Genomic DNA, 19201 nt, shown 5'->3' with positions numbered 1-19201 from the left:
CTTGATTCAGGTAAAATACTGAATTTCCGCTTTCGGGAAGAATTCCGCAATATACCCACGAATGGTCGTTTCCAGTTCTGCGGCTTCTTCTTTTTGATAAACATATTTACCAATTCCATATCGGCCCCATTTATATTTACGCTTCGTTTCATCCAGTTCCAATTTTGTTTTCGGGTAGTTTTTTTGAATCACTTTTTTTGCTGGACCAGTAAACCGATGCTGGATTAATTCGAAAGTCAAGTCAGGGATATCCACCCCTTTTAAAGCCTCACTCAACCGTTCGAATAATTCATGGTAGCCCTCCTTCCATTCTTCATGACGGTATATTGGAGCAACGATAAAACCAAGGGGATATCCGGCACCTGCCACTTTTCGTGCCGCTTCCATCCGTTCTTCGAAGCTTGAAGTCCCGGGTTCGAAATTCTTGATCACATAACGTGAATTTATACTGAAGCGAAATCTCGTTTTTCCATTATGTTCAGCATCCAACAGATGGTCGACATGATGGAATTTAGTGACGAACCTTAGAACCCCATATTCACTTTTCCCAAAATACTCTATGGCCCTTTTTAACGAATGTGTCAAATGATCAATTCCGACGATGTCCGATGTACAGGCTGCCTCAAAACGAGTAATTTCAGGCTTTCTCTCATTTATATATTTTTCGGCTGCCTCGAAAATCTCGTCAAGATTCACATATGTCCGAATATAGGGCTTTGATCCGAGTGTCGTCTGTAAATAACAATAGTGACAATGCCCCATGCACCCTGTAGCAAGAGGGATGGCATATTCAGCAGATGGCTTTGAAGAATCGAATTTCAATGTTTTTCTGATACCTACCACGAGAGTCGATTTGGCGACACGATATTTTTGAAGATCATTTTCTCCAGGAAGATCCCTAATTTGGTTATGCGATGTGGTCTCACGGATTTCAATGTTCAAACCTTCGAAATTCTTTTTCAATTCCCGACCGAGCGGGTATTCCAGTGCCCTGGGCTCGATATATACTAACTGTGGCATAAATGGTTTCATTTCGATCTCCATTCTTTTTTCGATTTGTTCATACTTTCAATCGAACTACACAATCTAATTCATAAGGATAGTTTTTCTTTATTCTTTTATCCTCATGATTGTTTTTACTTGGAAATTCAAAATGAAGGAGATGCGATATGACTAATAAACGAGAATTCTTGACAAATGGAATGGGGAAACAAACGATCACCGTCCAAACGGATAATAAATTTCCAAATCCAAGGAATATACCTGGAGACTCGGTCGATAAATTTTCGGTATTAAAAGATGGCAACCAATATCTAGCCGAAAAGGAAATAGGGCAGCAAAATGAAAATGGTTGATTGAACACGAAAAGAAGACCGAATTTACGATGATTCGGTCTTCTCTATTGGTATTTAATTGAACAGACTGTCACTACCCTGCATTTATGACTCTAAAAAAAGCCGTTAAGATAGCTTTGCAGCATACTTAACGACTTCCTTTCGATCAGCTTATAGCCCGCATTTCAATTGCGCTCCGCAATTCGTGCAAGTATTGCATCCGCCCATTTCCTGGACTTCACCTTTACGGCATACCGGGCAAGTGTTACCCACTTCCGAACCAATCGTAACATTCGTCGAACGCAGCTCATTTATCGTATCGACCAATACAACTTTTTTCTTTTCTTCCACATCTGTCAATTCATCCATTTCAAGCTGCTCGTCCATTTGGTTTTCTTCCGCTTTGAGCGTAAGGACCTGACTGTCACGACTGCCATCCACATATACCGTACCGCCTTTTGCTCCGCCTTTGTATAGACGTTCATATACCTTTTCAACTTGTTCGACAGTATATCCTTTTGGAGCATTGACCGTTTTGCTGATTGAGCTGTCAATCCAGCGTTGAATGATGCATTGAACATCAGCATGTGCTTCCGGAGCTAATTCCATAGCGGAAATGAACCATTTTGGAAGCTCTTCTGTATCGGCTTCTGGATGGCGGTCCAAGTATTCCTGTACAATGTCAGCCTTAACTTCAATGAATTTACCAAGACGGCCGCTGCGGAAATACGTGAAGGAGAAATATGGTTCAAGACCTGTTGATACCCCAACCATCGTTCCTGTGCTTCCCGTAGGAGCCACTGTCAATAAATGAGAGTTACGGATCCCATGTGCAGCAACACTTTCCCTGATATCTTCCGGCATTTTTTCCATAAATCCGGTTTGTGTGAAACGTGTTCTAAGCTCTTTGGTTTCTTTGTCCGTTGACCCGATCAGGAACGGGAAACTGCCTTTTTCTTTAGCAAGCTCCACGGAAGCCCTGTAAGCTGTAGTCGCAATCGTTTCAAACACCTTGTCCACAAGGATATTTCCTTCTTCAGAGCCATATTCCGTTTCACAGTAGATCAACAGGTCATGCAGACCCATTACACCAAGTCCAACCCGTCGCTCTCCCAGTGCCTGTTTTTTGTTTTCATCCAAGAAATAAGGAGTTGCGTCAATGACATTGTCCTGCATGCGCACACCGACTTCAACTGTCTGCTTAAGTTTCTCGAAATTAACCGTTTTACTATCTTTATCAGCCATTTCAGCCAGATTGACAGCCGCAAGGTTACATACTGAATATGGGGCCAATGGCTGTTCTCCACAAGGGTTCGTGGCAACGACCTGTTGACCATATGCTTTGGCATTCGTCATTTCATTAGCATTATCGATAAAGAAAATCCCTGGTTCGGCAGAATATGTTGCACAAATGTTTATTAAGTTCCAAAGCTCTTTAGCGCGGATTTTACGGTAAACACGGACTTTATGACCCATTTTCTCCCATTCGCGAACATCACCGACATTATGCCATTCTTCATTGTAAATGGCCATTTCTTCGGCATTATAGCTTTCAACATCAGGAAAACGCAATTCATATTCCGCATCTTGTTCCGCTGCTTCCATAAATTCCTTAGTCAGGCAAATAGAGATATTGGCTCCGGTCAGGAAATCTGAATTATGGACACTGTACGTTCCACCTGTACGGATCTTTTCCTCCGCATCCCTAATGATTTTCTCGCTAAACCCACCTTGGCCAGGAATCTCCTTATAATTGATGATCCCTTGATACATAGCCGTTTCCTGTTCCGTGTGCGGCGTGAATTTCAATTTATCCGTCGCATATTTCTTGATGGCTTCATCTTTAGTGTTTTCCACTAGGTAACGCAGGATCCTTGGATTTTGCATTTTGGAAATGATGAACTCTGCAATATCAGGATGCCAATCAGCAAGCATGATCATTTGCGCGCCTCGTCTGCTACCGCCCTGTTCAACAAGATGCGTCAGTTTTGCAATATCGTCAAGCCATGACACTGAACCCGAGGATTTTCCATTTACCCCTTTTGCCAGAGTGTTTCTTGGACGAAGTGTCGATCCGTTCGTACCCACTCCGCCGCCGCGGCTCATGATTTCCATCACTTGTTTCCTATGTTCTGAAATACCTTCGCGTGAATCCGGTACGAATGGCATTACATAGCAATTGAAATAAGTAACATCCGTATTGGAACCCGCACCGTATAATACTCGGCCTGCCGGAACGAAATTAAGGTTCTTTAATTCCTCATAGAATTTATTGAACCATTCCGTCCTTTTTTCTTCCGTGGTTTCCACTGATGCCAATCCCGTTGCATTACGTTTCGCAATTTGTTCATAGTATATTTCAAGCGGCTTTTCGATTATATCCAGCGGACGGTTTACAATTCCCGTCTCCATTTCCTCCGGATTATCCAATACGCCACGGAATTCTTCATCCACCAATACCTTGGCTTTTTTGGTTTCCCAATCAATCTCAACGATGTAACCGAGACCCCTTGCCGGGAATTTCGGATCTTCCTTAATCGTCAACACGACGAAATCGCCTGCCGAGAGTGTGATTTTTTCAGTATCCTTAAAAGAATAGCGGTCAAGCATGACTAGACGGGACACTCCCTTATGCGCCATTTTCATATCAGCAGTTACAGGGTGAACCTGGGGAAATAAAGAAATATCCTTATTCAACCTTTCTAGATCAACCTTTAAAGCTTCTTTTATTACAACCGACATAATTCCCTCTCCTTTATATGTTTCAAGATCCGTTCTTGCTGCCGCAAAAATCCTTATGTAACCTTACATGTCCGTTTCGCTTAACAAGTACCCTAAATTTATCATAGCGAAACTCAAAAATCAATATATAGTGTCGCATTAAATATTTCAACTACTATATATTGTGTTTATTTTGAATAACTTTTAATTTTGTCAAACGTTAAATCAATTAATATAGTTAGCAAAAGGGAGGAAAATGTCGATTTACGATATTTTTTCATCAGATTTCAATTAATTTGGACCTTGCTTTTTCCCCATCCCTTTCAGGGCTTATCCCTGCAAGGGATGTGTTATTTGGTCAAACAAATCTGAAAAAACTTTTTTATTATCCACTCTAATTATGCTTCCTCTATCTCATGAAATTCCATTCATCGCTTTCATATTTGCTTTCTGCAATGGCCTTCACTTCCAGCAATTGCTTTTCGGTGAGGACGTATGGCTCTAAATCAATCGAAAGTCCTTCGGCAAAACCTTTTTCAAAAGCTTCTTTCGCTTCAGGGATGGTAATCTTTCTCCCGGCAATGTCATTTATGGCCACAGCTTTGTTTTTTAGGTTTTTTTGCATTCTTTCTTTAACCCTGTCATTTGAGAATTTAAATACGCTAAAGAGCTTATCATCATCAAGTTCAAGCAAAATGGACCCGTGCTGAAGGATGACGCCTTTTTGCCTGGTTTGAGCGCTGCCAGCGACCTTCCTGCCCTCAACGACCAGTTCATACCAGCTTGGAGCATCAAAACAAACGGAAGACCTGGGCGATTTTAACGCCGCTTTTTCCTGATCGCTTCGAGGCACGGCAAAATAAGCATCCAATCCCAGATTCCTGAACCCCATTAATATCCCTTCAGAAATGACACGATATGCTTCAGTAACGGTAGTTGGCATTCCCGGATAGGATTCTGGAACGATTACGCTATAAGTCAATTCATGCTCGTGGAGTACCGCTCGTCCTCCTGTTGGCCTGCGAACAAAACCAAGGCCCTGCCTTTTGACCTCTTCCATATCAATTTCGGCTTCTGCCTTTTGAAAATAACCGATCGACAATGTCGCTGGATCCCAGCCGTAAAAGCGTATGATTGGCGGAATTTCCCCTTTGCTTTGCCAGTTTAACAGCGCTTCGTCCAGCGCCATGTTAAAAGCCGGTGAACAATACCCCGAATCTATAAAACCCCATTTTTCTTTAGTCATCTTTACCCCTCGTTTCAATAGACTGTTTTTCAATCCCCCACAAAAAACTCACATGTAGTAGTTTAACAGACTTTAACACTCTAAAAAAGAAAGTGCTATCAAGTCATGAAGAATTTTGATGAAAATTCTTTTTGATTATTGGGTAAAGCAATTATATAATAAAGATTGTCTGTATTCGTTAAGGTAGAAGGGAGTTTTATGTTTGGAAATATTATATACACTGCTCATCATCTTAGGAGTGGTTATTGCGTATTCACTTTTTAATTGGTACCGCCAGCGTAAAATCGTCAAAACACTAACACAGGACGAATTTATCGCTAACTACAGAAAAGTGCAGCTAATCGATGTGCGGGAACCGAATGATTTCGATAATGGTCATATCTTAGGCGCAAGAAACATCCCTATGACTCAAATGAAAACCCGCTTGGTCGAAATTAGGCCGGACAAGCCTGTATATTTGTACGCTCAAAGTGAAATCATCAGCGGCAGAGCAGCAGCCATGCTATACAAAAAAGGCTACAGGGAACTTTTTCACCTAAAGGGCGGTTTCAAAATGTGGACCGGGAAAATCAAAGCAAAGAAATAAGACCCCATCTCCGCATGGGCTCTTTTTAATTCAATAGCTCAAGTAAAAGAATGTTCCATGTTGTACTTTAATGAAATCTTACATAAACATGAAAAATCCCCGCCGGCAGGCAGGGATTTTTTTCGGTTAAGCTTCTAGTCTAGGCTTGATAACGTAAAATAGGTTTTCTTGCAGCAAGAGTTTCATCAAGCCGCTTTATAACGGTTGTATGCGGAGCTTCCTGAACGATTTCCGGGGTTTCTTCCGCTTCCTTGGCAATCTGGATCATCGCATCGATGAATGCATCCAACGTTTCTTTTGACTCGGTTTCAGTCGGTTCTATCATCATTCCTTCTTCCACGTTCAACGGGAAGTAAATGGTTGGAGGATGATACCCGAAATCCAGCAATCTTTTAGCTATATCGAGAGTCCTTACCCCCAATTTCTTTTGGCGGCGTCCGCTTAATACGAATTCGTGCTTACAATGACGATTATATGGTAAGTCAAAATAAGGTTCCAACCTGCGCATCATATAATTGGCATTGATGACCGCATTTTCGGTGACAGCTTTAAGGCCATCAGGACCCATTGAACGAATGTACGTATATGCCCTCACGTTTATCCCGAAATTACCATAATAAGGTTTTACCCTGCCAATGGATTGCGGACGATTATAATCAAGAACGAATTGCTCACCTTGTTTGACTACAAGAGGTTTAGGCAAGTAAGGGATCAAGTCCGACTTCACACCTACAGGACCAGAACCCGGGCCGCCGCCGCCATGAGGACCTGTGAATGTTTTATGGAGATTTAAGTGAACAACATCAAAGCCCATGTCACCCGGCCGTGCTTTTGATAGGACTGCATTCAGATTCGCTCCATCATAATAAAGCTTTCCACCTGCGTCATGGACAAGTTGTGCCATTTCCAAAATGTTTTCTTCAAACAATCCCAATGTATTGGGGTTCGTCAGCATCAAGGCCGCCGTATCCGGACCGACAACACGCTTTAAATCTTCAAGGTCTACTAATCCATTTTCATCGGACTTCACTGTAATCGTTTCAAGTCCGGCAACAGTGGCAGAGGCAGGATTTGTACCATGTGCCGAATCAGGTACAATCACTTTCGTCCGTTCTGTATCGCCATTCGCTTCGTGAAAAGCGCGAATCATCATCAATCCTGTCCATTCACCGTGAGCACCTGCTGCAGGCTGTAATGTCACTTGGTCCATTCCGGTGATTTCCGTTAAGTGTTCCTGCAAATCAAATAATAGTCCCAATGCTCCTTGTACAGTAGCGGGATCTTGATACGGATGGATATGGGCAAAACCGTTGAAGCGTGCCACATTTTCATTTATTTTCGGATTATATTTCATCGTGCACGAACCCAGCGGATAAAAACCCGAATCCACCCCATGATTCCGTTTGGAAAGTGCTGTATAGTGACGCATGATATCCAGTTCGGACACCTCAGGAAGCTCTGCCTCTTCTTCACGGATGTAGTCGGCAGGAAGAATTTCTTCGAGCGGAATAGTTGCAACATCCATTTCTGGCAGACTGTAACCGATTCGACCGGAAGTACTGATTTCAAAAATGAGTGATTGATCTTGATTATTCATGTTGATCCCCCAATTCCTGCGCAAGTGCATCAATTTCTTCTTTTGTTCTTAGTTCAGTTACCGCAACAAGCATATGGTCTTTCAATTCAGGATAAACCGTCCCTAAATCGAAGCCCCCAATCATCCCTTTTTCAAAAAGGGTTTTATTGATTTCTGAAAACGGAGCAGGCAGTTTAATGACAAATTCATTAAACGAAGGACCTTCGAATATCACTTCCACCCCTTTTGCCATAATTGCTTTTTTCGCGTAATGCGCTTTTTGGATATTTTGCACGGCCATTTCTTTGACACCCTTTTTCCCAAGTGCGGTCATTGCAACAGAAGCTGCCAAGGCATTCAAAGCTTGATTGGAACATATGTTGGATGTGGCTTTGTCACGGCGAATGTGCTGTTCACGAGCTTGAAGCGTCAGTACAAACCCCCGTTTTCCATTTTCATCCACAGTTTGACCTACGAGTCGGCCCGGAACTTTCCGAACAAGTTTATTAGTAACGGCAAAATATCCACAATGAGGTCCACCGAATGCCGCTGGAATGCCGAATGGCTGAGCATCCCCCGTTACGATATCCGCACCGAGTGCACCAGGGGATGTCAAAGCTCCCAATGCAAGCGGATTACTGGAAACGATAAACATTGACTTGACGCCATGAATGATTTCTTCCATTTCTTTCAATGGCTCGATCCGGCCAAAAAAGTTCGGATATTGCACGATCACTCCTGCAATGTCATCATTCGCCAATTCCCTTAAAGCAGCTAAATCCGTCACACCGTCTTTATAAGGAATTTCGATCACTTCCACGCGTTGCCCTTTCGCATAGGTCTTCACGACTTCTCTTGATTCAGGATGTACGGTTCCTGAAATGAGAATCTTCTTCCGCCGTGTCTGTCCTGAAGCAAGCATCGCTGCTTCAGCCAGCGCCGTCCCGCCGTCATACATGGAGGAGTTAGCCACATCCATGCCCGTCAATTCACAGATCATCGTTTGATATTCAAAGATTGCTTGAAGCTCGCCCTGTGAAATTTCAGGCTGATAGGGTGTATAAGCCGTATAAAACTCAGAACGGGAAAGAACATGATCGACGATGACCGGAGCGTAATGGTCATAGACACCCGCACCAAGGAAGGAAGCATAGTTTTTAAGGTCAGCATTCTTGGCAGCAAGCCTTGATAATTCTTTCATTAACGCAGGTTCAGATTTAGCAGGCTTGATATCGTATTCTCCTTGAAAACGAACGCTTTCAGGGATATCATTGAAAAGTTCTTCCGCAGTGGATACCCCTATCGCTTCCAGCATTTCTTGTTTATCTTGCTCTGTCATGGGTAAATAACGATGTTTCATCTAATGACCATTCCCCTCTATTTACGTGGTTTTTTATAAAAAGGTGTTTGTATTATAACGGCTTTCAAACGTTTGGAACGGATTTCCACTTCGACTTCCGCATCCAGCACCGAAAATTCCTTATCGATAAGTACCAATCCAACGTTTTTCTTCAATGTTGGTGATTGGGTACCGGTCGTGACCTCGCCAATGACTTTATCACCGCTGTAGACCTTATACCCATGACGTGGAATGCCACGGTCAATCATTTCAATTCCCACAAGTTTGCGGGGAGCTCCTTTCTCCTTTTGCTCAGCAAGTACGGCTTTCCCGAAAAAATCAGCTTCCTTATCCACTTTTACTGCAAAACCAATCCCGGCTTCTATCGGGGTGATGTCCGCTGAAAGCTCCTGCCCATATAGCGGCAGTTTCGCTTCAAAACGCAGAGTATCACGAGCACCTAAACCTATCGGCTGAACCCCCTCTTCCTTTCCGGCATCCATAATCGCCTTCCAAAGGGCAGGGCCATTTTTACTGTCGCTATATATCTCAAAACCATCTTCACCAGTGTATCCAGTACGGGATACCAGCGTGGAGATACCGTTAATCATGACATTTTCCTTGAACTTGAAAAATCCAATTTCGCTTAAGTCAGTATTTCCCGATAGTTTTTGTAATATCTTCTCTGCAGCTGGTCCTTGAAGTGCCAGCTGTGTATAGTCACTCGATACATTCGTAATTTGGACATCTTCCGCTAAATTAGCTTGCAGCCAATTGAAATCTTTTTCTGTATTCGCCGCATTGACCACGAGCAGATAGTCGTCCTCAGCCCTTTTATACACGATTAGATCATCAACCGTGCCTCCGTTTTCATAACACATGGCGGTATATTGGGCACCGCCCAGTTGAAGCTTTGAGATATCATTGGTCAGCATCTTCTGTAAAAAGGAAAGGCTTCCAGGACCCTTAACATCGACTTCCCCCATATGGGAAACATCGAATAACCCCGCTTTTGTTCGTACGGCTTCATGTTCGTCCTTTATACCCGAAAATTGGACAGGAAGTTCCCAGCCGCCAAAATCAATCGTTTTACCTCCGTATTCACGATAAACCTCAAATAGTGGTGTTCTTTTTAAATTGGTCAAAAAATGACCCCCTTCAGATTTTTTTAATTTAATTGGCTTCATTATCAAAAGCTTCTAGTCATTACGCATCAGATATAACCTGATTCATGATGTAAAAAAAGCACAAAAAAGGACAGAGAAAGCCCGTTTGAGCTTTTTCTCTGTCCTGAAACCTGAAAGTTTACCTATGTAATAGGTTTTCCCCTTTGGTGGCCGTCCCAAAACGGGCGGCGCTCTCCAGAGTTGCGTCCAATAAGAGTTCTTTTGCCTGAGAGATTCACTGCTAAGTTTGCTCCTTCGGCGCTACATCCGTAGTCTCTCCCCTTATCTTCACCCGCATATAAATGGTCTACCAATGAAAGGAAGCGAATAAGCCCCAAGCATCAGTTAAACCTTTGAGCATAAATGGAATGCATTCTCTGCCAATTCTCCTAAAAATTCAGAAACCGTTTGCTGATCTCCTTCAGTAATCTTGGATAAATTAGGAGCCTATAGCCCATACTAAGAAAACGCGAACTGCACAATCAATGTACAAACATTCTTTATAGCGTTTGGAAATTGGAATTTTCTAAATATACTTATATCCTACCCTAAGAAACTTATCTCTGCAATATCTTTTGAAGAGAAATATTTTTCTTACTTCACATATGAAATGTTCGGGTTTTGACCTTATATTAAGGAAATTATGATTTAAGAGGGAGTTATTTCTATGAAAATCAATATATCCTTCAATTCTGAATGGAATGACGAGTTTCTGCAAAAGATGGAAAATGACGGTCCATGGGGAAATTGGGAGCTTTATAAGTTGGCGGTTCAAATGGAGGAAAATCTTATCATCCCTGATTTTGAAGGTTTACAGGCGCCCAAGCACCTTCCGCAGTTAACCCCGCTTCCCCATCAATTGGAAGCGGCGAAGCAAGTGGTGGAAAAGATGAATGGAAAAGCCATTTTGGCTGATGAGGTAGGGCTAGGGAAAACAATTGAAGCAGGCTTGATCCTAAAAGAGTATATGATTAGGGGCCTTGTAAAAAAAGTATTGATCCTCGTTCCGGCTTCCCTTGTCTCACAATGGGCATTTGAATTGAATACCAAGTTTCATATTCCGGCAGTCGTTCAGAGAAAAAGTTATGTCTGGGACTCCTGTGATGTGGTCATTTCATCCATTGATACGGCGAAACGCGCTCCACATCGAGATATCATCTTCACTCAGGAATATGACTTCATCATTATTGATGAAGCTCATAAACTTAAAAATAATAAGACGAAGAACTATGAATTCGTCCAAAATCTGAAAAAGAAATTTTGTTTACTCCTGACAGCCACACCAATTCAAAATAAAGTCGAGGAGATTTTCCACCTCGTTTCATTATTGAAACCGGGCCACTTGGGAAATGCCTCACTCTTTTCGGAAAAGTATAAAGGTAAAGGCCGGAACACAATTGAAGATGAACACCTAAAGGAATTGGTCAACACTGTCATGATTCGAAACCGGCGGGCCGATACTGGCATTGAATGGACAAAACGGCATGTGGAAACCATCACCATTGAATTTTCTCCAACGGAACAAGCATTATACGATGCTGTTTCCAAATTCAAGCCAATTTCGGATGGATCAAAAGGAAGCGCCTTTTCGGCTCTCACTCTCCAAAGGGAAGCATGCAGCAGCAGAGAGGCGGTCTTTTATACATTAAAAAATATGAGAGACAAATACGATCAGCCTTCCCCTGACTTTTTGGCAAAGCTTGATGATTTATTTTCTAAAGTGAATGAAACGGTTCAGAACTCAAAGGCTGAAAAAGCTTTGGAACTGATCAAGAAAATTGATGACAAAGTGATTATCTTTACGGAATATAGGGCGACTCAACTATATCTCCAATGGTACCTACAGCAGAACGGAATTTCATCCGTTCCTTTTCGAGGCGGTTTTAAGCGCGGAAAGAAAGACTGGATGCGAGAATTATTCCAAAAGAATATACAGGTATTAATCGCAACAGAAGCTGGCGGGGAAGGGATAAACCTTCAGTTTTGCCATCACTTGATTAATTTTGACCTGCCATGGAACCCAATGAGGCTCGAACAGCGAATTGGACGGATTCACCGCCTTGGTCAGGAAGAAGATGTGATGATCTATAACTTTGCCACAAAAAATACAGTTGAAGAACATATACTGAAGTTACTATACGAAAAAATAAATTTATTTGAAAAAGTAATCGGTGAATTGGATGATATTCTAACCAAACTGGATATTAACAACATTGAAGAATATTTAATTGATGTGGTCGGCGAGTCCAAAACAGAGGGCGAAATGAAAATCAAGATGGATAACTTTTCATCGTTGATCCAATTCGCTCAATCAATGAAGGAAGGTGAGGTTCATGCAGCAACGGGAAATTCATGATTTTTTAATAACTTTCTTTAAAGCCAATGATTGTGAAATACTGGATAATGCACAAACCCACCTTACAGTGCAATTGACGATTGAAATGGATAAAGAATTAATGAACAGACCCTTTTATTGGCATTATCTAGAAAAAACAGGTGGCGTTCCGAACCCGGCACAGATAACTTTCATTACCGATCCAGAACAAGCTCCATCCGATTTAAAGGGAGAAATGATTCATTTTGGCTCCCCTCGCCTTCACCAGATTATTCAATCAACCAAAAAGCTGGCAGGGTATACTAGACTTTTTGAGGATACTCCTCCATCAAAAGGCAGAAATAACCCTTTGTTTCCTTGGCTGACCCTGAATGTGAAAATATCCTATCAATGTGACCGTAAAAAAGATACTTTCATGTCGATCGGATTGAATTTAATCTCGGGTGAAATATTGGAAGGGTTCCACCATCGGGTTTTACCGATTAACGTCACCCCAAAAATACCGGATTACTCCTTTACACTTTCACCTCTGATCATGCCCAAGAGTGGATTGGCAAGACTGGATACATACATCAGAACCAGTTTCGAGGATGATGACCATTCCTGGGCGGAGGAAGCAATGCTGCGCTGGCAGAATGACTTGAATTTATTGGAGCATTTTTACAAGGATATGGACGAAAAAAGTGAGAGCTATTATACCGAAAAAGAAGCACTAAAAGCACAATATGAACCCAACATCAGAATATCCATCATCAACGGAGGATTATTTTACCTTTCAGATAGGGCGTTGGGATAAGTAAGAACGAAAAAAACAGATGTCCTAAGTTCAGGACATCTGTTTTACTTTTTGATCGTTTTCCTTATGAACATCGACAAAGCGAAAGGGACTATGCCAAACCAATGAGACATACCATGGTTTTTGTCCTCTTTTCTGTGACGGCGCTTTTCTTTTCGTTCTTTTTTCGTCAGATTGAGATACTCGACAAGCTGTTGCGTAAGATATTTAATATAAGCGTTTGTAGACATATATAATCATCACCCTACGCAAAGTATGTCCGATTTACGCTTTTTTTATTCCTTCACTTGTTCCCTGAACACTTGAACCTGTCACATTCCGTTATAAACGAGTCTTGATTTTGGTATTAAACAGCTTGCTTTTCCAACCATTCTTTCACTTCCCCCGCTTCTGTATCGTATTGAATGATGACCTTGCCCTCACGATCATTTTTAGTTTTGGAAGAAAACTCGATATAGACGTAAGGACCTTCATGCTTCATTAAGGAATATCGCACAACACCATTTGGATATGATATTTCCCCCTGGATGACTTTTGGGATCTCTTCGCCCCACTCTGCCGTCACATCCTTGATGGCTAGATGGACAAGGTGGTCGGCCACAAGGGATTCTTCCACTTCTTTATAAAACCTTTTATCAATGATGAACTGATCGATCATTAGTATCGTGAACATGATGAAAACACTCGCTACAATCATGACCATCGGGAAAACGACTCCTTTTTGATTATTCATCGACTTTCGATACATTCCTAAAGAAAGGATGAAATCTTCGACTGAAAGTAGTCCCTGCTTTATCCGTTATATTTATAACAATGACACTGCCATCCTTCTCGACCCGGAATTCCGAAATATTATGCAAAATGACCTCATGCCCCATACCATTCACTCGTCTTCTGACCTTATCTTCATATTGTTCTAGCGATGATATTTGTTCACCTGAAAGCAAATATAATTTATTTCCCATAACATCCTGAGCTTTGGAACTCCGGACATCCTGCTTCATTTGCATGGTAAAGACCTCCCACTCTTTAGGATGCAATTTATCAACGGCGGCCCCCACATGGGTGTGAATGATTGAAAAGAGCTGCAAAACAAAGAGGGTCGTCGTCATTAAAATCATTAAAGAAAAAAGCAGTTCGATCATCGTAAAGCCATCATTTTTTCGCAGCATCACAAACGGATTCCAATTTACCCGTTCCATCTTCATAGCGTACACACCCTTCAATCATTCCCGGGAAATCCCCTTGGTCCTTCCAAACCAATTCATAGCTTCTTTTTTTATAAATGATTTCCTGACCAACTGCATCAATCTCCCCATCCATGAACGCCGTCAATCTTTCATATAATAAATGGTGGGCTTCTGTCCTTACGGCAATATCTTTCCGATGCGTCAATAACTCTTCAAGTATTGGTAAAATGGCAAGGACCAGTAATATACAAACGGAAAATGCGGCCATCAGCTCAAGGTAGACATAACCTTTACAATTTCTCAATCCGGAACCTCCCTTTACCGATATTGAGGACCAACTTGTACTTTCCCTTTGAGGTGTCAATCATAATCGTTCCGGCTTTGGAAACATTTCCATATTGATTAAAATGAAAGCTGAACCCCAAAGTGCCACTTAAAAACTGTATACCCCCTGGTATGCTTCTCTCTAAAACAATCCCCTCCTTATAAGACGAAACGGTATAAACCTTTTTGGTATTATCAATATGGAGGTAGATCAAGGTCTCATGACTGATGGCATACTGTTGAGCATAGAAAAGATCTTCATGGAATTGTGAAAGAAATAGTCTATTTTCCATTCCTTTAGTGAAGCTAGGATATAGATTAGGACCGATCGAAATCAGGAGTACAAAAATAGCGAGGACAATAAGGGTTTCAGATAGTGTATACCCACCTTCGGAATGACGTATATTCACTTCACTCCTACTCAACGACCGTTATCTTTCCTTTACTATCCAAACTAATTTCATCCCCATTAGGGCAGGATGTCTGTTTGAGATAGCCTTGACTTTCCAATTCACCGATACTTACGGGCAGTTTAGCATTGTCGATCTCATAAGCCTGCACCTGTGCTTGGGCCATCTTCACGAAAGCTTCACATCCTTTAGACTGGATTGTGGATTGGTTCTTCGTGATATTGGGGATTGTTATAATCAAAAGGATGGATATCACCAGTAAAACAATAAGCATCTCAATTAGTGTAAAACCACGTTCATTCATCAATTTCTTTAACATATCATCATGCTCCTGAAGCATCTGCATACCAGATGACATTCGGGCATTTTCACCTCCGGAATACAAAAATAAAATCCTATATACCTTCGAGCAGTGAGAACATCGGCAGCAAAACCGCCAAATAAATGGACACGATCAAAAGACCTATCAGTGAAAACATTAGAGGCTGAATGATTTTCAAGATTACATTCATTCTTTCTTCTATTTTCTCCAGTATAAATCGACTGTAATGAAGTAGCTCCGCATCAAGTCTGCCGTATTTTTGACCATTAGCAGCGACCACCGGTAAATTCCCATCAAAATATGGGAGCTCCCGAAAAATCATTTCAAGTGATCTGCCCTCGATCAGATCATCCTTGATGATATTGCAAAGTTTTTGGTAAAAAGGCTGCTGTTGATTTATCGAGAATAATTTGATGCTATCGTTAATCGATAGCCCTCCGGAAAGTAAGCCACTGAATTGGCAAGCAAAAAAATAAGTTTCGTATAATTTGATGAAGGTCCCGAATATCGGAATTCCCATCAAAATCCTTCGCTGCCTTAATGGGCACAATCGATTGAACCAAAATCGTTTGAATACATACAAGAATAGGAGCAAACCGAGTATTAAGAAGGGGAGTGCCGGAAGAATGAATGTGGAGGCTGACATTAATCTCAAGAGTGTATGCTGATCGACATCCATCGTGAAATAGATTGTCTGGAATTTGGGAAGGAGAACAGTCTGAAGAATATAAAAAACGATGCTTACAAAAAAGACCAAGAATACGGGATATACCATTAACTTTTTTACTTTATCCATATCCTCGGTTCTTTTCTTCCAATATCGCCCTCCTTCTTTCAACGCCCGTTCCAGGTCGCCATATTGTTCTCCATAAAATATATAACTTACAAGCTGCGGATGAAAATTAAGATGGGTCAGCACTATGTGCAACGGGTAACCGTTCCTTAAATCGTCTTTAGCTTGTGTGAAGTCTTCCGCTTTCTTCTTTGATTCCTGAAACTCAAGAAAATGTAAAGCTTCCGCCAAAGGATAGCCATGATTCAATAATTCACCTAACTTCGAAATAAAGACCGCCTGCTCTTTTACCTTCCATTTACTTTTTGGTTTCATGGTATACCAGCCGTTCATATTCCTCTGAATCCACATAGCCCATCGCAACCGCTTTTCCGATTTCATCCTTTAATTGGCGGTAGCTGACCGTTGCCTTCCCTTTTTCATCTCCCATTATCCGGAGAACTTCAGCCAGGCTTTTTCCATATAGCAATTCATATACACTTGCCCTTTTATTCCTGGCAATCATTTTGCAAGCTAAAGCACTGTCCCCTTTACACGGAAGACATCGCAATTCAACCAGCCGCTGTGCTGTCACGCCAATCAAACTCTGTTCAACCTCAATCAGGCTGACACCAAATTCCAGTAACCTGGAGATGGCGCCCTGGGCGTCCCTTGTATGCATGGTTGTCAGTATCAAATGACCGGTTAATGCGGCACGCACTGCGATTTTGGCAGTTTCTGCATCCCTGACTTCCCCAACCATGATCACGTCTGGGTCATGCCTCAGAACTGCTTTTAGACCGACAGAATACGTAATGCCCGCCTTTTCATTGATTTGGACTTGCAATACTTTTTCGGATACATTTTCAATGGGATCTTCAAGTGTAATGATATTTCGATTGATCATCTCATGGGCATGGTGAAGCAAGGAATATAGTGTCGTGGTTTTCCCACTGCCGGTCGGGCCGGTAAATATGAGCATGCCATGGGAATGCTTCAGGAGAGCAATCAATTTTTGAACGGTGTTTGGAAATAAGGATAACTTTTCTAGAGGAAGGATATTCTGTTGGGGTATTAAGCGGATGACCAAACTTTCGAGATGGGCAGTGGGTAGAGTGGAAAGGCGGAGCCCGACCACCTGGTTAGCCAAATTGATGGTGATGGCACCACTCTGTGGCCTCCTTTTCTCCCCAATATCCATCGAGGCAAGGAACTTCAAATGAGAGATCAGCCTTTCAGCTTCAAAGAATGATAATGTTTCCTGGGGAACAAGCTTATTGTCTATCCTGAATTGGATGAGAGGTCCCTCTCCGCGAAAAAAAATGTGGATATCCGATGCCGATTCCTGTATGGCACGGGTTAGTATTTTTTCTGCGGTCTTTTCAATCGATATCAATTCATTCATCACCTCCTATGTTTCTTGTTGTATTGATTCGACAACCCACGACAAATTCCTGCTTTAAAATAAAAAAATTTCCCGAAAAAAATTTCGAGAATCATCTTACATGCTCATTTTCAAATCAAGCCTTTTGGAAACCAAATTTCTTAATGCGTCTACATTATGGCCAATGATCAGTTTTTCCCCGTCTATTAGAATGGGTCTTCTTAATAACTTCGGTTCTTTTGTTAATAATTGGATGACATCAGAAAGCATCATTTCGTCAATATTAACTTGTAAGTCTTTGTAAGCTTCACTTCTTGTCGCCAAGACTTCATCAAGTCCTTCCAATGTCAATTCAAGAATTCTTTTTAACTCTGCTACAGTTGGAGTCTTCCTGAATAAATGTCGCTCATCGATACGAAAAGAAAGTTAACTGTGCCATACTATCACTCTCCGTTCACATTTTGTATACATTTTATAGTCTGTATAATTTTTGCACAACATTTATATAACTAATGTATATATTTTTTCTTTATACGACCGTTTTAAATGTGAACTTTTTTTAAACTAAAGGGTGTTTGCCTTTTCTCTTATTCCATTTTTTTCTGCCTGCATTATAATGAACATAGGTAAACTATGGAATAGCAGGAGGGTGTAATGGAACAAACGTTAAAAATAACAAACGTGTTAGCTGATCCCACCAGATATTATATATATCAACATATTGTGAACAACCATGGTGATGTATCGGTACAGGAAATCGCCGATTCATTCAACATCCATCCAAATGTCGCCCGTCTACATTTGTCAAAACTTGAGGATGTCGATATGTTGACCTCGGATGCCCGAAAGACCGGGAAAGGCGGTCGCCCCAGCAGACTTTATCGATTATCTGACAAAGTCATACAGCTTCATTTTCCATATAGGAACTATCAGCTGCTTTCAAGGATTGCCATCCAGACGATGATGACATTAGGGGAACAAGGAAAACAGGCTCTTTATGAAACGGGAAAAGTATTCGGGGAGGAATTGATCTATCAGCAACTAGCCCTGAACTCGGCGTCGATTGCTCGACTTGCTTTTGCGGAAAAAGTCAACATGCTTAAAAATGCGGCTGCCATTGCAGGGTTATCTCCCGAAATACAAGCAAGCGAAGAGGAAAATAAAATATACTTTCGTATCTTCAATTGCCCGTTTAAGGAAGTTACTGAAGTCGAGCCAGGAACCATCTGCTCCATGCATAATTCATTTTTAAAAGGTATGTTCGAAGCCTTGTTTGAGAATGTCAATATTGTGGAATTAGAAAATATGATGTCCAATTGTACAGCATGCTCATACCAGGCTTCGGTTCTCACATAGAAACAAAAGGCATCCTTTACATTACCTTACAATTTCATTTATAATTATTTAGAATGTACACGACTAGACATAAGGAGGGATTCGGGTGGAACGCATGTTCAGAGTATGTGGATTTTGGACAGGAATTATGGCCATTTTCTTTTATCTTGGCCATATGCATCAAACGTCTTTGCTTTTCTTTGCACAAACGATCTTTTTTGTACTTTTAAGTTATTTGAAATTATCTGAGCGCATGTATATTTATGTTTTCGGCGCCTATCTTACCGTTTTCTTTGCAGGATTTTCCTACTGGAGCGTATTTATGATGACTCCGGGTGCTTCGCATTAAGAACAAGCAATATTAC

At 41.5% G+C, this 19201-nt stretch carries 21 protein-coding genes and 2 riboswitches; of the genes, 6 read left to right on the top strand and 15 right to left on the bottom strand.

Annotated elements, in window-relative coordinates; all coding sequences use genetic code 11:
* Positions 1-6: 6 nt before the first annotated feature.
* Positions 7-1032 (bottom strand): spore photoproduct lyase, encoded by a 1026-nt coding sequence (splB, locus tag ACIQ0C_RS02240; RefSeq protein WP_402835013.1) that lies wholly within the window; start codon positions 1030-1032, stop codon positions 7-9.
* A gap of 137 nt (positions 1033-1169) precedes the next feature.
* On the opposite strand from splB, the gene ACIQ0C_RS02235 reads away from it, so the two are divergent.
* Entirely contained in the window at positions 1170-1355 is a 186-nt protein-coding gene (locus ACIQ0C_RS02235) for a hypothetical protein (protein ID WP_402835014.1), read from the top strand.
* A 150-nt stretch (positions 1356-1505) separates the two neighbouring features.
* Here the strand turns inward: ACIQ0C_RS02235 and ACIQ0C_RS02230 are convergent, their stop codons facing one another.
* Together ACIQ0C_RS02230 and ACIQ0C_RS02225 are read right to left on the bottom strand one after the other, a co-directional pair.
* Positions 1506-4076 (bottom strand): vitamin B12-dependent ribonucleotide reductase, encoded by a 2571-nt coding sequence (locus tag ACIQ0C_RS02230; protein WP_403056499.1) that lies wholly within the window; start codon positions 4074-4076, stop codon positions 1506-1508.
* Positions 4077-4464: 388 nt separating this feature from the next.
* The gene (locus ACIQ0C_RS02225) at positions 4465-5301 is read right to left on the bottom strand and encodes a lipoate--protein ligase family protein (protein WP_402835016.1); all 837 of its coding nucleotides are present in this window, start codon (positions 5299-5301) and stop codon (positions 4465-4467) included.
* Positions 5302-5503: 202 nt separating this feature from the next.
* On the opposite strand from ACIQ0C_RS02225, the gene ACIQ0C_RS02220 reads away from it, so the two are divergent.
* Positions 5504-5887, top strand: a complete 384-nt coding sequence (locus ACIQ0C_RS02220) for a rhodanese-like domain-containing protein (protein ID WP_076365383.1) — start codon at positions 5504-5506, stop codon at positions 5885-5887.
* 139 nt (positions 5888-6026) lie between these two features.
* Here the strand turns inward: ACIQ0C_RS02220 and gcvPB are convergent, their stop codons facing one another.
* The 3 genes from gcvPB to gcvT are packed head-to-tail and all read right to left on the bottom strand — an operon-like array spanning position 6027 to position 9947.
* Complete coding sequence (gene gcvPB / locus ACIQ0C_RS02215) at positions 6027-7484, bottom strand: aminomethyl-transferring glycine dehydrogenase subunit GcvPB (RefSeq protein ID WP_403056496.1); 1458 nt, start codon at positions 7482-7484, stop codon at positions 6027-6029.
* Positions 7477-8823, bottom strand: a complete 1347-nt coding sequence (gene gcvPA, locus ACIQ0C_RS02210) for an aminomethyl-transferring glycine dehydrogenase subunit GcvPA (RefSeq protein WP_402835017.1) — start codon at positions 8821-8823, stop codon at positions 7477-7479. Before gcvPA ends, gcvPB begins: the two co-directional genes overlap by 8 nt.
* Before the next feature lie 17 nt (positions 8824-8840).
* The gene (gene gcvT, locus ACIQ0C_RS02205) at positions 8841-9947 is read right to left on the bottom strand and encodes a glycine cleavage system aminomethyltransferase GcvT (protein ID WP_402835018.1); all 1107 of its coding nucleotides are present in this window, start codon (positions 9945-9947) and stop codon (positions 8841-8843) included.
* A 138-nt stretch (positions 9948-10085) separates the two neighbouring features.
* A riboswitch (glycine riboswitch) is annotated at positions 10086-10169 on the bottom strand.
* A gap of 3 nt (positions 10170-10172) precedes the next feature.
* Positions 10173-10260, bottom strand: a riboswitch (glycine riboswitch).
* 375 nt (positions 10261-10635) lie between these two features.
* On the opposite strand from gcvT, the gene ACIQ0C_RS02200 reads away from it, so the two are divergent.
* Positions 10636-12324, top strand: a complete 1689-nt coding sequence (locus tag ACIQ0C_RS02200; RefSeq protein WP_403056493.1) for a DEAD/DEAH box helicase — start codon at positions 10636-10638, stop codon at positions 12322-12324.
* Entirely contained in the window at positions 12302-13099 is a 798-nt protein-coding gene (locus ACIQ0C_RS02195; protein ID WP_402835020.1) for a YqhG family protein, read from the top strand. The genes ACIQ0C_RS02200 and ACIQ0C_RS02195 overlap by 23 nt, the downstream gene beginning before the upstream one ends.
* Positions 13100-13143: 44 nt before the next feature.
* Here the strand turns inward: ACIQ0C_RS02195 and ACIQ0C_RS02190 are convergent, their stop codons facing one another.
* The 9 genes from ACIQ0C_RS02190 to ACIQ0C_RS02150 all read right to left on the bottom strand — a co-directional run bounded on the left by ACIQ0C_RS02190 (position 13144) and on the right by ACIQ0C_RS02150 (position 17852).
* Entirely contained in the window at positions 13144-13329 is a 186-nt protein-coding gene (locus ACIQ0C_RS02190) for a YqzE family protein (protein ID WP_403056490.1), read from the bottom strand.
* A gap of 116 nt (positions 13330-13445) precedes the next feature.
* A complete protein-coding gene (gene comGG, locus ACIQ0C_RS02185; protein ID WP_402835021.1) occupies positions 13446-13832 on the bottom strand; it encodes a competence type IV pilus minor pilin ComGG in 387 nt (128 codons plus the stop codon).
* Positions 13825-14307, bottom strand: coding sequence for a competence type IV pilus minor pilin ComGF (gene comGF, locus ACIQ0C_RS02180; RefSeq protein ID WP_403056487.1), 483 nt, complete (start codon positions 14305-14307; stop codon positions 13825-13827). The genes comGG and comGF overlap by 8 nt, the downstream gene beginning before the upstream one ends.
* Positions 14255-14593 carry a hypothetical protein gene (locus ACIQ0C_RS02175; protein WP_403056484.1) on the bottom strand — a complete coding sequence of 113 codons (339 nt, stop codon included), beginning with the start codon at positions 14591-14593 and terminating at the stop codon, positions 14255-14257. Before ACIQ0C_RS02175 ends, comGF begins: the two co-directional genes overlap by 53 nt.
* On the bottom strand, positions 14580-15023 hold the full coding sequence (comGD, locus tag ACIQ0C_RS02170; RefSeq protein ID WP_403056481.1) for a competence type IV pilus minor pilin ComGD: 444 nt from the start codon (positions 15021-15023) through the stop codon (positions 14580-14582). Before comGD ends, ACIQ0C_RS02175 begins: the two co-directional genes overlap by 14 nt.
* Positions 15024-15030: 7 nt before the next feature.
* Entirely contained in the window at positions 15031-15381 is a 351-nt protein-coding gene (comGC, locus tag ACIQ0C_RS02165) for a competence type IV pilus major pilin ComGC (protein WP_403056478.1), read from the bottom strand.
* 37 nt (positions 15382-15418) lie between these two features.
* The gene (gene comGB / locus ACIQ0C_RS02160; protein ID WP_403056475.1) at positions 15419-16453 is read right to left on the bottom strand and encodes a competence type IV pilus assembly protein ComGB; all 1035 of its coding nucleotides are present in this window, start codon (positions 16451-16453) and stop codon (positions 15419-15421) included.
* Complete coding sequence (comGA, locus tag ACIQ0C_RS02155) at positions 16437-17522, bottom strand: competence type IV pilus ATPase ComGA (RefSeq protein ID WP_403056472.1); 1086 nt, start codon at positions 17520-17522, stop codon at positions 16437-16439. The genes comGB and comGA overlap by 17 nt, the downstream gene beginning before the upstream one ends.
* Positions 17523-17618: 96 nt before the next feature.
* On the bottom strand, positions 17619-17852 hold the full coding sequence (locus ACIQ0C_RS02150; protein ID WP_403056469.1) for an ArsC/Spx/MgsR family protein: 234 nt from the start codon (positions 17850-17852) through the stop codon (positions 17619-17621).
* A gap of 303 nt (positions 17853-18155) precedes the next feature.
* On the opposite strand from ACIQ0C_RS02150, the gene ACIQ0C_RS02145 reads away from it, so the two are divergent.
* Both ACIQ0C_RS02145 and ACIQ0C_RS02140 read left to right on the top strand, forming a co-directional pair.
* Positions 18156-18857 (top strand): helix-turn-helix transcriptional regulator, encoded by a 702-nt coding sequence (locus ACIQ0C_RS02145; protein WP_403056466.1) that lies wholly within the window; start codon positions 18156-18158, stop codon positions 18855-18857.
* An 85-nt stretch (positions 18858-18942) separates the two neighbouring features.
* The gene (locus ACIQ0C_RS02140; RefSeq protein WP_057911743.1) at positions 18943-19185 is read left to right on the top strand and encodes a DUF2626 domain-containing protein; all 243 of its coding nucleotides are present in this window, start codon (positions 18943-18945) and stop codon (positions 19183-19185) included.
* Positions 19186-19201 lie beyond the last annotated feature (16 nt).

The organism is Peribacillus sp. NPDC096448, assembly GCF_044762675.1.
GTDB lineage: Bacteria > Bacillota > Bacilli > Bacillales > DSM-1321 > Peribacillus > Peribacillus frigoritolerans_B.
The sequence above is the reverse complement of the archived record's forward strand: the minus strand, read 5'-3'. Positions and strand labels throughout refer to the sequence as shown.